11 protein-coding genes are annotated in these 13,729 nt (G+C 67.7%); 8 read left to right on the top strand and 3 right to left on the bottom strand.

The genetic code is table 11. The annotated features are described in order from the left end of the window. Positions 1-294: 294 nt before the first annotated feature. From ACFWPH_RS09830 to ACFWPH_RS09865, 8 genes are all read left to right on the top strand, one after another. Entirely contained in the window at positions 295-1,473 is a 1,179-nt protein-coding gene (locus tag ACFWPH_RS09830) for a TauD/TfdA family dioxygenase (protein WP_378749287.1), read from the top strand. Next, positions 1,445-2,455, top strand: a complete 1,011-nt coding sequence (locus ACFWPH_RS09835; RefSeq protein WP_378749289.1) for an ornithine cyclodeaminase family protein — start codon at positions 1,445-1,447, stop codon at positions 2,453-2,455. The genes ACFWPH_RS09830 and ACFWPH_RS09835 overlap by 29 nt, the downstream gene beginning before the upstream one ends. Beyond that, the gene (locus tag ACFWPH_RS09840; protein WP_378749291.1) at positions 2,446-3,822 is read left to right on the top strand and encodes an alanine racemase; all 1,377 of its coding nucleotides are present in this window, start codon (positions 2,446-2,448) and stop codon (positions 3,820-3,822) included. The genes ACFWPH_RS09835 and ACFWPH_RS09840 overlap by 10 nt, the downstream gene beginning before the upstream one ends. Positions 3,823-3,902: 80 nt before the next feature. Next, positions 3,903-5,045: a PLP-dependent cysteine synthase family protein gene (locus ACFWPH_RS09845; RefSeq protein WP_378749293.1), complete on the top strand. Its 1,143-nt coding sequence runs from the start codon at positions 3,903-3,905 to the stop codon at positions 5,043-5,045. A 98-nt stretch (positions 5,046-5,143) separates the two neighbouring features. Next, entirely contained in the window at positions 5,144-6,493 is a 1,350-nt protein-coding gene (locus tag ACFWPH_RS09850) for an MATE family efflux transporter (protein WP_378749501.1), read from the top strand. Positions 6,494-6,530: 37 nt separating this feature from the next. After that, the gene (locus ACFWPH_RS09855; RefSeq protein WP_378749295.1) at positions 6,531-7,004 is read left to right on the top strand and encodes a flavodoxin domain-containing protein; all 474 of its coding nucleotides are present in this window, start codon (positions 6,531-6,533) and stop codon (positions 7,002-7,004) included. A gap of 380 nt (positions 7,005-7,384) precedes the next feature. Continuing rightward, complete coding sequence (locus ACFWPH_RS09860) at positions 7,385-7,867, top strand: hypothetical protein (RefSeq protein WP_378749297.1); 483 nt, start codon at positions 7,385-7,387, stop codon at positions 7,865-7,867. A gap of 118 nt (positions 7,868-7,985) precedes the next feature. Then, on the top strand, positions 7,986-8,561 hold the full coding sequence (locus tag ACFWPH_RS09865; RefSeq protein WP_378749299.1) for a TerD family protein: 576 nt from the start codon (positions 7,986-7,988) through the stop codon (positions 8,559-8,561). A gap of 123 nt (positions 8,562-8,684) precedes the next feature. On the opposite strand, the gene ACFWPH_RS09870 is transcribed toward ACFWPH_RS09865, so the two are convergent. The 3 genes from ACFWPH_RS09870 to mfd all read right to left on the bottom strand — a co-directional run bounded on the left by ACFWPH_RS09870 (position 8,685) and on the right by mfd (position 13,632). Further along, positions 8,685-9,041, bottom strand: coding sequence for a hypothetical protein (locus ACFWPH_RS09870; protein ID WP_378749301.1), 357 nt, complete (start codon positions 9,039-9,041; stop codon positions 8,685-8,687). A 74-nt stretch (positions 9,042-9,115) separates the two neighbouring features. Further along, the gene (locus tag ACFWPH_RS09875; RefSeq protein WP_378749503.1) at positions 9,116-9,772 is read right to left on the bottom strand and encodes a MazG family protein; all 657 of its coding nucleotides are present in this window, start codon (positions 9,770-9,772) and stop codon (positions 9,116-9,118) included. A gap of 245 nt (positions 9,773-10,017) precedes the next feature. After that, a complete protein-coding gene (mfd, locus tag ACFWPH_RS09880; RefSeq protein ID WP_378749303.1) occupies positions 10,018-13,632 on the bottom strand; it encodes a transcription-repair coupling factor in 3,615 nt (1,204 codons plus the stop codon). Positions 13,633-13,729 lie beyond the last annotated feature (97 nt).

Consider the following 13,729-nt stretch of genomic DNA (forward strand, 5'->3'; position numbering starts at 1 on the left):
CGGCCGGTGGCGGCCGGGCGGAAAACGTTGCGGCCCGGTCCTTCTCACCACCGGCGAGTCGTCCGGAAATTTGCCGCAAGGGCAGGCTAGCCTTACCGTGTTCTGCGTCTCACCGCAGCCGCAACACCCGATGACCATACACCCGCCCACCTGTACGTTGAGCGCGTGATACACATTCGCTATCACACGCCGTAGTTAGGTAAGCCTTGCCAGCGCCGCGGCCACGCACTACCTTCGCTCATCGACTCGTCCGCACCGGTACCGCGATCCACGATTCCGAGAAGGGAAACTTTGGTGAAAAGCGTTCTCTCCGAACGTAAAGCGCTTCACCCACCCAGCATCGACGATATCGAGCACCGTGAGTTACACGGCACCGCCGGACAGGCGGTACGCGACCTGGCCGCTGAGATAGCCCTCACAACGACTCACTCCACCGTCAACGCGTCCGAATCCCTGGCCGACCCGGCCCTGCCGGCGCAGATCGCCGCCCGCGCCGGCGACCTACCGGCCGCGGTACGCGCCACGCTCCGCCCGCCGGCCACCGCGGCAGGGGCCTGCATCGTGCGCGGATTACCGCTGTCCGACAGCGAAATCGGGCCCACCCCACCGGACTGGCAGACCGCGGCGCTGTGGAGCACCGACCCCGGCCGGGCATGCGGCTCGCTCCAACTGGATATCACCATGCTGCTATTGGCCGCGGCGGCCGGTGAACCGTTCGGCTGGGCCGGCCAGCAGGACGGGCGGCTGGTCAACAACATCATCCCCGCGGCGGGACACGAAGTCGAACAGTCCGGCGCCAGCAGCACCGTCCTGCTCAGCCCCCATACCGAGGACGCGTTCCATCCACTGCGCGCCAACATGCTCATGCTGGTCTGCCTGCGCAACCCCGATTCGGTCGGCACCACGGTGTCCTCGGTACGCCGCGTCCGGCTGACCCGCCCGCAGCAGGACATCCTCCGCACGCCCACCCTGCCGATCCTGCCGGACGTCTCCTACGGATCGTCATTCGAACGGGCCGATGCCGTCTCGGTACCTACCCTGTGGAGCGAACCGGGTCACGAGGACGACCCGGGGTCGCTCACACTGCGTTTCGACCCCGCCTACACTCCCCTCGGCGACGCCGGCCCGGAGTTCCGGGAGGCCTACGCGCAGCTGGAACGCGAACTCGAAAGGGTCTGCGTGGTACCCGCGTTACGCCCCGGGGAGCTGCTCCTGATCGACAACGATGTCGCCGTCCACGGCCGCGTGCCGTTCACTCCCCGCTACGACGGCACCGATCGCTGGCTCAAACGAGTGAATATCCGGCTACCCGAACGCCCGCGCCGCGCAGCCGAATCCAGGGAGAATGGATACGGTCAGCAGATCGTCGCACCCTTCGCACCGGCGCCGCCGCGACAGACGGCACCGGCGCGGGAGGTGCGGGAAGAGCGGAACGGTGCAGTAGATGATCGAGGATCCATTGGGCACACGTGACCGAGCAACTCCACTGCGCGTCCTGAGCCGCAGCGACCTGGCCGATGTGCCGGTGGCTCCGGCCGAGGTGGTCCGCGCCGTGGAGGAGGCCTATATAGCCCTGGCCGCAGGTGATTCGGACAACCCACGCAAACTCAGCGTCGCCAACCCGGACGGCTGGTCGGTGGCCTACGCCATGCTGGGTCGCGACGGCCGGCGCCGGGTGGTCGCGATGAAATCGTCGTACAAATTCGACCCCGGCCACGACCGAACCACCAAGCGCTACTTCACGACCATCACGCTCTACGACGACACCACGGGCGCCCCCATCGCCATGATGGACTGCGCCCGGGTGGGCGCCCTGCGCACCCCGGCGGTGTCCGCGCTGCTCGTACGGGAAACGCTGAGCCGGGACGCCGATTCGGTACTGCTGATCGGCACCGGCACCCAGGGCCGCAACGCGCTGCCGCATCTGCTGGCCGCCAATCCGCAACTGCGCAAACTGATGCTGTTCGGCACCCACCCCGAGGGCATCGAAGCGGTCCACCGGCAGCTCGCGGAATATGCGCCGCATGCGCTGCTGGAAACGGTCGACGACCCCTACGCGGCGGCGCGGACAGCGGATGTCGTACTGGCCACGGCCGGGCCGGGCACCGAGGTCGCGATCGAATCCGAGCACCTGAAACCGGGGGCGGTGGTGGTGCTGGTGGGCTACGGTCTCGCCCCCTCCACCCTGGGCGACGCCGACCGGGTGATCGCCACCAGCGCGGAGCAGATGACCTTGACCGGCACCGATATGGCCGACGAGAACGGTGCGCTGCGCCCGGTGGACGCCGAACTACCGCAGATTCTGAGTCGGCGCGCGGTCGCCCGCCGCCACGCCGACGAGCGGATCTTCGTCTACAACAGCGGTCTGGTGCTCACCGATATCGCGGTGGCCCACGCACTGGCCGAACGCGCCATCGCCGAGGGGCGGGGCACAGAGGTCGCGCTATGGGATTGACCGGAGCCGATGCCCCCGCCGGAGCCGGCCCCGGTTCCCGCGGGGAGCACGCGGGCACGGTGGCCGCACCGCTGCCCGCGCACCGTGATCCCTGGGAAGAGCAGGTGCTCGCGGATCCGCACCTGCCGGCGGATATCGCGTTCGCGGTGGGCGGGCCCTTCCATATGATGTATCCGGCGCGGGTGGTCGAGAACATCCGCGGCTTCCAGCAGGTTTTCGCTGCCGCCGGCGTTTCCGGGGCGGTCTTCTACGGGAAGAAGGCGAACAAGGCGGCGTGCGTCACCCGGGCCTGCGCGACCGCGGGGGCAGGAGTCGACGTATCCAGTACCGGCGAACTCGTCGCCGCCCTGGCGCAGGGTGTCCGCGGTACCGATCTGCTCGTCACCGGACCCGAAAAGGCCGATGAATTGCATTGGCTCGCCGCCCGGCACGGCTGCCTGATCGCCGTGGACAGCCTGGGCGAGTTGAAACGTCTTTCCGCCCTGGATATCCCGGTTCGGGTATTGCTGCGGGTGCTGCCGGCAGCTTCGGCCAGCCGGTTCGGAATGTCGGCGGACGAACTCGGCCAGGCAATCGCCGCGGCGGCCGATTATCCGTCGATCACACTCCAGGGCTTCAGTTTCCATCTGTCCGGATACGACCCGGTGCCTCGTACCGAATTGGCAGTTCAGTTGCTGGATCGTATTCAAGCGGCCCGGGCACAAGGCCATCCGGCCACCACCATTTCCGTCGGCGGCGGATTCGGGGTGGACTACGTACCCGCCGAACACTGGGCCGCCTTCCGCGACGAAGCCAACCGCCGATGGTTCCATTCCGGAAAAGCCTTCGAATCGTATTATCCGTATTCCTTTCCCGAAGCGGGCCCGGCCATGCTGGCCGCGATTCTGGAACGCGACGGTCTGGCCCGGCGGCTCCGGCAGACCGGCACCACGCTGGCGGTCGAGCCAGGCCGGGCATTGCTCGACCGCGCGGGCAGCACCGTGTTCCGCGTCCAAGGTCACAAGACGCGCCACGAGCACGGGCAGCCGTACCGGGTGCTGACGGTGGACGGGTCCAGCCTGAGCCTGTCGGAACAGTGGTTCGACAGCGAGTACCTGCCCGACCCGGTGCTCTGGCCCACCACTGCCGGAACACCCACACCCACCGTCGTCGGTGCCGCCACCTGCCTCGAATCGGACATGCTCAGCTGGCGGCGGATTCCGCTACCGCGCGCCGCGGAAACCGGTGACCTGCTGATCTACCCGAATACCGCCGGATACCAGATGGATTCCAACGAATCCCCCTTCCACGAATTACCCATTCCCCCGAAGGTGGTGCTTTCGCAGGCGCCGGGCGGCCGGTTCCGCTGGGCTCTCGATCGATCCTGACAGCCCCTTCAATCCTGACGGTGAGGCCGCCGGCCCAGGCCGCTTCGCACCGACCGCTATCGACGCCCAGGAGTTCTGCCATGCCCCTCGTCACCCGCGTGACGGACCTGATCGGCCGCACCCCGCTCTTCGAATTGGCGACCACCCCCTCCGGTAGCCGCCTGCTGCTCAAACTCGAACAATTCAATCCGACGGGTGCCGCCAAGATTCGGATGGCGCGGGAAATGGTTCTGGATGCGGAACGCCGGGGTTTTCTGGGCAGCGGCGGGCATATCATCGAATCCACGTCCGGAAATACCGGGCTCGGCCTGGCGGTGGTGGCCGCCGAACGCGGCTACCGTTTCACCGCGGTGGTCGACCATCATGCGAGCAGGGACAAATTGCGGGCCATGCGGGCAATGGGTGCCGATCTGGTCTTCGTCGCCGACGACGGTGACGACACCTTGGCCACCTCCGCCCGCGAAGACCACGCCGAGGCCATGGCGGCCGGACTACCCGATGCGTATTTCACCGAACAGCACAACAACGACGCCAACGCGGTGGGCTATTACGCGGTGGCCGATGAATTACTGGACGAGGTGGACCGGGTGGATATCCTGCTGTCCGCGGTCGGCACCGGGGGTTCCTTATTCGGTACGGCGACCCGATTACGGCAGCTGGGGTGTGTACCGCGCGTCATCGGAGTGGAACCGGTCGGTTCGATCGCATTCGGCGGCCCCGGTGGCCCCTACTGGCAGTCCGGCACCGGCACCCCGCCCGGCGCCACCATCGGCACCGCCGTCGACTACGACCTGCTCGACGAGGGAGTCAAGGTCTCGGATCGGGACGCCTTCGCCACCTGCCGCGCGATATCCCGCCACCTCGGACTGATGCTGGGCGGTTCGGCGGGCGGCTCCGTATATGCGGGGCTGACCAGGCTCGACGAGTTCCCGGCCGGTTCCACCGTGGTCACCATCGTGTGCGACGGCGGCGAGAAATACCTCGACACGGTATTCGACGACGACTGGATGGCCGGACACGATCTGCTCGACACCGCCGCCGAACGCGAGGTACACGCCCTGTTGACCCGTTATGCTCCCGCGGGCCGTGGTACACAGCCGGTGGACGCGACCGTACTCGGCGATTCCGGCACCGGTGATTCCGCTACCGCACGGCCGGACGAGCACACCCACGACGAGCACGACGATACGGAGGATTCGGACACCATGGTGCGGGCCCGGTGATCAGCACACCACTCTCGCGATATCGCCCCGACGGCCGCCGGCCGGGCGGCCCCGACCTCCGGCGGCCGGGCGCCCCGGATTTCCGGCGGCTCGCCGCCCTGGCCACCCCGATCGCCCTGACCCAGCTCGCGCAGGTCGCGGTTTCCACCACCAATATCGCCCTGATGGGCAGTCTCGGTGTGCAGGCCGTGGCGGCCGGTGGGCTGGCGCTGGTGCTGTTCAACCAGATCCGGACCATGTGCGTCGGGTTGATCACCGGCAGCGGTAATCAGATCGCCGCGGCCGTGGGCGCCGCCGGGAAACGGGGCACCGATCCCGACCCGGAGATCCGCGATGTGGTGCGGTCGAGTTTCCTGATCGCGACGGCCGCCGGATTACTCGGCGGCGCGATCCTCATCGGCCTGGGCTGGTCACTGCAATGGCTCGGCCAGGACACGGGCGTGCTCGAGCAGGCCCGGCCGCTGATGGTCGCCTTGGCTCCCGGCCTGCTGCCGTGCCTGTGGTTCCAGGTGCTGCGCCAATACACGGTCGGCATGCAGCGCCCACAGGCCCTGTTGTTGGTGACCCTCGGTTCCATCGCGGTCAACCTGGTGCTGGCGCTGAGTTTGATCCACGGCTGGGCCGGGCTGCCCGCCCTGGGCCTGACCGGTGTGGGTGTTGCGAGCTCACTGGTCTTCCTGCTCATGTTCGCGGCCTTCTGGGCCATGGTGCGCCGCGACCCCCAACTGGGCCGTACCCTGCCGCTGCGTCCGTGGCCGGTACGCCCGGCGACTGTACGCGCCGAACTGCGGCTCGGTACGCCCATCGCGCTGACCTACGGCTCCGAAGCGGGGATGTTCTCGGTACTCGCCTTGGTCATGGGCTCCCTGGGCCCGGCCGCGCTGGCGGCACACAATGTCGTCTACCAGGTGATCTACATCGTCTTCCAGGTCGCCATCGGTATCTCGCACGGTGCCTCGATCCTGGTCAGCCACAGTGTGGCGCGCGACGAAACCGCGCACGCCCGCGGCCTGGCCTGGCTGGCCCTGCGGTGCGCCGGGGTGGTCGCGCTGGTCACCGGCCTGGCCTATGTCTTCGTCCCGCAGCTGGTGTTGCGACCGTTCCTCGACCTGGACGATTCGGCGACTCTGGAGGTGGCCCGGTCGCTGCTGCTGATCGGTATCGTGCTGCAGTTCTTCGACGCAGCCCAGAACATCGGCACCGGACTTCTGCGAGGGCTACAGGCGACGAACGCGGGGTTCCGGTTGTCGGTGGTCGGCTACTGGTTCGTCGGCCTGCCCACGGCGGTGGTGCTGGCCTTCCCCGCCGGACTCGGCGGCGCGGGAGTGTGGTGGGGGCTGACCGCGGGCCTCGCCGCCACCGCCGCCCTGATGCTGCGCAAATACTTCGCCCTGCTCGACGAACACGATGCCCTGGTGGCTCCGCGCCACCGGGAAACAGTGAGTTAGGATTGCCTCACCAAAGTTTCCGGGAAGGAGTGGTGAGGTGCGTATTGTCGTCCTGTTCGGTTCGGAAATGGGCACAGCGGAAAAGGTGGCCGAGGCGATGGCCGACGAACTGAACGGATCCGAGGTGGCGGTTTTCGATATGTCCGAATTCGACCTCGCCGACCTCGATCCGCAGGCCTTCCACATCATCGTCTGCTCCACCTACGGTGAAGGCGACCTGCCGACCGGCGCCGAACCCTTCTTCGAAGCCCTCGACGCACAGCAACCGGACCTCACCGGCCTCCGCTTCGCCGTCTTCGGCCTCGGCGATTCGGTCTACGACACCACCTTCAACCGCGGCGGGGAAATCGCCGCCGCGAAACTCACCGCACTCGGCGGCAGCCAGGTGGGCGACCATGCCCGCCACGACGCCTCCACCGAGACCAAGCCCGCGGCAATGGGTCGTGAGTGGGTGCGCACGCTGCCGTTCGATACGCGGCAATTGAGCATGACCGCGGGTACAGCGGGGTAACGCCGCACACCCCAGTGGAGCCTGACACCGCTCAGCTCTCAGCGTGAGCACTGCTCGCGGACGCCGCACCACTTGCTCCGGCGGATCTCGATACCCCCGCTGTGTTTACGGGCATGGGCGGGAGCCGCCCGGCCATGTCGTGCCATCCACTACGCGGGCAACTCGGACACGCGCCGGTACCCTGACTCGCTCGAGGGCCTTGCTGACCTCGTTTTCTGAGGCTGCCCTATGCCTCGCGCGAGTGTAAACCGGCCGGTCGCACAAGGTTCCGCCGCAGGTCGGGGCAGGGACTTCTCCGGCGCGTGTCGGCATCGCACTCTAGACTGGTGAACGGTGCGGCGCATCCTCCGCCGCAGCACGTCGATCCAGGAGGGGACGATATGGCAGCCGGAGTCAGTCCAGCCGAACAGTCGGCAACCGACCATCCCGAACTGGAAACGCTGCCGGAATGGCCGCGGGAAACGATCGCCGTCCTGGTCACCACCGACCCGGCGCCGCATGCGATCCCGGTGTCCTGGCCGGTCCGCGCCGGTGACCGGCGAATCCTGCTGAGCCTCAAGTTCGATCGCGGTTCCCTGGCCCGGCTGCGCGAGCGCCCGCAGGTGGCGCTGCTGATCCTCGGCGGGAACAACGTGGCACTGTGCGCCCGCGGTTCGGCCAAGGTCATCGCCGAGGAGATGCCCGGCGCGGACGACTATGTGGCGGTTCGCCTCGATGTGGACGTTATCGACGATCACCGGCAGTCGGCTTTCGCGGTCGCGCAGGGTATTCAGCGCACTGTCCTGGACGACAGCGAACTACACGCCTTGGAACACCGGGTAGCGACGTTGCAGTCGTGGGCAGAGAACGAACAGCAGGTCTGAGACCGGCGGTCGGCGGCGCCGTCTAGGTCCACCGGTTCGATCCGGGTGGCCGGCAGTCCTGATCAGCGCCATCGGCGCACATCACATTCGGCGCCACCGGCGCCACGGGGAGGAGATCATGAGCGTAAACCTGGCCAAAGGCGGCAATGTCTCGCTGTCCAAACAGGCCCCCAACCTGACCAAGATCGCTGTCGGACTCGGCTGGGATGTGCGCACGACCATGGGCGCCGATTACGACCTCGATGCCAGTGCCCTGGCCACCGGCCCGAGCATGAAGGTCCTCTCGGACGAGCATTTCGTCTTCTACAACAACCTCCGCTCCCCCGAGGGCACCATCGAACACACCGGCGACAACCTCACCGGTGAGGGCGACGGCGACGACGAGGTGATCAATGTCGACCTGGCCAATACGCCGGAAACGATCACCAATATCTTCTTGCCGGTCTCCATCCACGAGGCCGACCAGCGGGGACAGTCATTCGGCCAAATCCGTAACGCCTATATCCGCGTCGTCGACCTGAACACCGGTTCGGAACTGGCCCGCTACGACCTGTCCGAGGACGCATCCTCGGAAACCGCCATGGTGTTCGGCGAGCTGTACCGCCGTGCAGGTGAGTGGAAGTTCCGGGCGATCGGCCAGGGGTACGCGTCGGGTCTCGCGGGGATCGCCCGCGATTACGGTGTGAACGTCTGAGACCTTCCGGGGGAGACGCTGTCCCGGGCCCCGATGGCCTGCGGGCCGCAGAGAACTGGAGCAGCGCTCGCCTGGCGAGCCGAGAATTCCCGAGCTCCCGGCGAGCTCGGGAACCTCCGCACTTCAACGGAATGGCCGCTCCAGCATGTAGGTTCGCAGCTTGTTCTTGATCACGATCAGCATCAGGATCAGCGGAACCGCCACTGCGGCAGCGAATACAACCGTCCCTGGCAGGTACATGGCCAGTGAGGGTGAGTCGCCGCGATATTCCGGGTCGGCAACCACCCAGGCCCGGAAATCCGAATTCCAGCTGGTGTAGCCGATCACCGACGCCGCGACTACCGAGCCGAAACAGGTGAACAAGTGGGCGGCGAAAAATACGATCCGCTGATTCGGCGTCAGCACGTCCCGATCGGCACGCCCCGGCAACGGCGGCGCCGGCCGGTATCCCGGTTGCGCCTGTGGAAACTCCGGATTCATAGGTATCCCCCCAGTTGGACTCCGACTTCACGGTAGAGCACGCGGCCGGAACACCATAATCCGATCCGGCAGCGCTAACGGCTTCGGTTGCCGGTGGGCCAAAATCTGCGCCAATCGTCGGCGTTGAGCGGTGAGCGAGCGCCGCGGGCAGCTTCGGCGGAGTCTTCGGCCCGGCGGATGGTCGCGGCGAATTCCAAGGTGGCTTTGCGTAACTGCTCTTCCGCGCTTTCCGGTCCACCCAGGTGAACGACACGCAGCTCGTCCGGGATCAGATCGTCGGGTAGCCCGGCCTGGGCACTTCGGGAACGGACCTTCTCCGCCAAGGCCAGCGCGGGTTGCGCCATCGCGATACCGTCCAGGCAGGAGCGGCGCGCCTTCTCGGCGGATTTGCGTTCTTCCCAGGCTTTTTCCTGGGCGGCGACCTTCTCGGTCACCGAGGCGTGCGGGTCGAAACCGGCCGCCGCCGGGTCGGCGAGGTGAGGGCTGCGGTTCACCAGTTTGGCGACCAAGGCGGCGGCGACATCGTCGATGGTGAATTCGCCGGCCGCTTCGGCGATCCGAGAGTGGAACAGCACCTGGAGCAGCAGATCACCGAGTTCTTCGCGGATGGTGCCGGGGTCGTTTTCCTGGATGGCGTCGAGGAGCTCGTAGGTCTCCTCCAGGAGGTACGGGCGCAGCGAATCGTGGGTCTGGGTGACCTCCCATCCGCCGAACCGCCAGAGCCGGTCCATCACCTCGACCGCCTCGGACAGCCCCGCCGCGATACTTGCCGCTTCTGCTTCGAGAACGCTCGGCTCCGGCCGCGCCGATCGGGACCCGGATTGTGCGGGCACGACAGCGGACCGCCGCCCGGGAGCGGCAGTCTGTTGTCCCTGTTCCGGCTGCGGCTGCGCATGTTCGGACTTGCCCGTCCCGTGCTGCCTCCGAGCGGCTGTAGGTTGCCCGTTCCCGGGCTCCGGAGTGGGCCGATCGGACGTCATCGGGCCGGTGACACCTCGGTGGCGACGGTGAGATCCACTGCGCCGGCGGCTTTACCGTCCAAGGCGAGCAGCAGGTCCGCCAGATACTGCAGCAGGGCGACGTCGCGGAGCCGGTCGGCGCCGACACTGTCCTGGACGCGCGGTAGCGGCAGCTGCACCACCCCGCTGGCGGCGCGGTAGGAGGCGCTGGGGTAGATCCGCTTGAGCCGCATCTGTTTCGAATCGGGCAGTGAAAGCGGCGAGATCTTGACCGTGGTACCGGTGACCGCGATTTCGGCGACCTCGTATTCGCGGGCGAGCAGCCGAAGTTTGGCGACCGAAACCAGGCGGCCGACTTCCACCGGCAGCGGGCCGTACCGGTCGACGAGTTCTTCGACCACCGCGGCCAGGGCCGGATCGTCGTGGGCGGCGGCCAGTTTCCGGTACGCCTCCAGGCGCAGGCGGTCGCTGGCGATGTAATCGGGCGGGATATGCGCGTCCACCGGAAGGTCGATGCGGACCTCTTTGGTTTCCTCGGTGGTGATCGGTTTCCCGTCGGCGGCCGCCCGGTAGGCCTCCACGGCCTCGCCGACCAGCCGCACGTACAGGTCGAAACCGACACCGGCCACATGCCCGGACTGTTCGGCGCCGAGTACGTTACCGGCGCCGCGGATCTCGAGGTCCTTCATGGCGACCGCCATACCGGCGCCGAGGTCGGAATTCTGCGCGATGGTGGCGAGGCGGTCGTAGGCGGTTTCGGTGAGCGGTTTCTCCGCCGGATACAGGAAGTAGGCGTAACCGCGTTCCCGGCTACGACCCACCCGGCCGCGCAACTGGTGCAGTTGAGAGAGACCGAGGGTGTCGGCGCGTTCCACGATCAGGGTGTTGGCGTTGGAGATGTCGAGGCCGGTCTCGATGATCGTGGTGCACACCAGCACGTCGTATTCGCGCTGCCAGAATCCTTGGACGGTGCGTTCCAGCGTGTCCTCGTTCATCTGCCCGTGCGCCACCACCACCCGGGCCTCCGGGACCAGTTCGCGGATCCGGCGGGCGGCCTTCTCGATGGACGACACCCGGTTGTGCACATAGAACACCTGGCCGTCGCGCAGCAGTTCGCGCCGGATGGCGGCGGTGACCTGCTTGTCGTTGTAGCCGCCGACATAGGTGAGCACCGGATGCCGTTCTTCGGGCGGGGTCAGGATGGTCGACATCTCCCGGATACCGGCCAGGCTCATCTCCAGCGTGCGCGGGATCGGGGTGGCCGACATGGTGAGTACGTCCACATGGGTGCGCAGGGCCTTGATGTGCTCCTTGTGCTCCACACCGAAGCGCTGTTCCTCGTCGACGATCACCAGTCCGAGGTTCTTCCAGCGCACGCCGGTCTGCAGCAGCCGGTGGGTGCCGACGACGATATCGACCTCGCCCTCGGCCATCCCGGTGAGCACTTCGCGGGATTCCGCGGGATCGGTGAACCGGGACAGGCCCTTCACGGTGACCGGGAACCCGGCCAGCCGTTCGGTGAAGGTCTGCAGATGCTGCTGGGCAAGCAGGGTGGTCGGCACCAGGACGACCACCTGTTTACCGTCCTGCACCGCCTTGAACGCCGCGCGTACCGCGATCTCGGTTTTGCCGTACCCGACGTCGCCGCAGACCACCCGGTCCATCGGCACCGCTTTCTCCATATCCGCTTTCACATCGGAGATGGCGGTGAGCTGGTCCACGGTTTCGGTGAAGACGAACGCGTCCTCCATCTCGCGCTGCCACGGGGTGTCCGGACCGAAGGCGTGGCCGGGCGCGGCCTGGCGGGCGGCATACAGTTGCACCAGTTCGCCCGCGATCTCGCGGACCGCCTTACGGGCCTTGCGTTTGGTGTTCGCCCAGTCCGCCCCGCCCAGCTTCGACAGGCTGGGCATCTCCCCGCCGACATACCGGGACAGCTGATCCAGCGATTCCATCGGCACGAACAGCCGGTCGCCCGGCTGGCCGCGTTTACTCGGCGCGTACTCGATCACCAGGTATTCGCGCCGGGCGCCGCCGACGGTACGTTCGATCATTTCCACGAACCGGCCGATACCGTGCTGGTCGTGCACGACCATGTCACCGGAGTTCAAGGCCAGCGGGTCCACCTGGTTGCGGCGTTTGGCGGGGAGCCGCTTCCCGTCGCCCGGCGCGGTCACCCGGTTACCGGTGAGATCGGATTCCGCGACCACCACCAGACCGGCGTCGCCGAAGATCACGCCGTCGTGCAGTGAACCGCACAGCACGCCCACCACACCGGGCGCCGGTTCCGCACCGGCCTCCAGTTGTGCGGCGGGCACCTCCGCTTCGCCGAGGCGCTCGAGCGTGCGCTGGGCGGTGCCGTGACCGGCCAGCACCACCACCGCCCGCCCACCGGTCGTGACATGGGCGCGCAGCGACGCGAAGATCGTCGCCACCAGTTCGTCGGAGCCGCGGGCAGTGGGCCCGCTCTGCACCGGCAGCTCGATCTCGGCCGGATCACCGGTCGCCAGTGGGCTCAGCGTCCACCAGGGCAGTCCCCGGCCTTCGGCGCTGTCCCGGATCTGGGTGAGCGGGCGATACGCCGACGCCGCCAGATCCAGGCCGTGCGCGCCCATCGGGGCATCCGCCCCGAACGAGGCCGCCGTCCACGACGCCTCCAGGAACTCCTCACCGGTACGCATCAGATCGGCGGCACGGGTGCGGACCTTCTCCGGATCGCACACCAGCAGGTGGGTGCCGCCGGGCAACTGTTCGGTGAGCAGTCGCAGCTCACCGGGTTGCAGCACCGGCAGCAGCGCCTCCATCCCCTCGACGGGGATGCCCTCACCCAGTTTGTCCAGCATCTCCACGAGCGCGGCATCCGCGGTATTGGCCGCCGCCACCGCCGCCGCCCGCTCCCGCACCTCGGCTGTCAGCAGCAGCTCCCGGCACGGCGACGCCACCACGGTGGACAGCGAATCCTCCCCGAGCGACCGCTGATCGGCCACCGAGAACGCACGCAACTCGGTGATCTCGTCGCCCCAGAACTCCACGCGCACCGGATGGTCCGCGGTGGGCGGGAAAAGATCGAGGATGCCGCCGCGCACCGCGAACTCCCCGCGCTTACCGACCATATCCACCCGGGTGTAGGCGAATTCGACCAGCCGCGCGACCAATTCGTCGAAATCGGCCTCGGCGCCGATCCGCAGCACGATCGGCTCGATATCGCCCAGACCGGCCGCCATCGGCTGCATCAGCGAACGCACCGTGGTCACTACGACACGCAACGGCTCCGCGAACACCGGATCGTCGGGATGGGCCAGCCGGCGCAAAACCTCGAGCCGGCGCCCGACGGTATCGGCGCCCGGCGACAGGCGCTCGTGCGGCAGGGTCTCCCAGGAGGGGAACTGCGCCACCGCGGGCCCCAGCATCTCGGTGAGCTCGAGGGTCAGATCATCGGCCTCGCGACCGGTCGCGGTGACAACGACAACCGGCCGGTCGGCGGCAACGGTGGCCGCGACGAACGACCGCGCCGCGCCGGGCGCCACCAACTCGACCGGCGACCGGCCGAGCATCCCGGAAACAGTCCGCAACGCGGAGTCGGCACCCGCTGCCGAGGCCAATCCCGCCAGTGGTGGACGAGGGGCAGACATGGTTCTCTCCTGACCGCGAACGAAGGCGATTCCACCGGGCCAGCCGAGTCTATAGGGGCTGTGACGTGGCGTTGCGTCCGGCGTCGCGGGGCGGGGG

Origin of the sequence: Nocardia sp. NPDC058499, from assembly GCF_042719915.1 — a bacterium.
In the GTDB taxonomy this organism is placed as follows: domain Bacteria; phylum Actinomycetota; class Actinomycetes; order Mycobacteriales; family Mycobacteriaceae; genus Nocardia.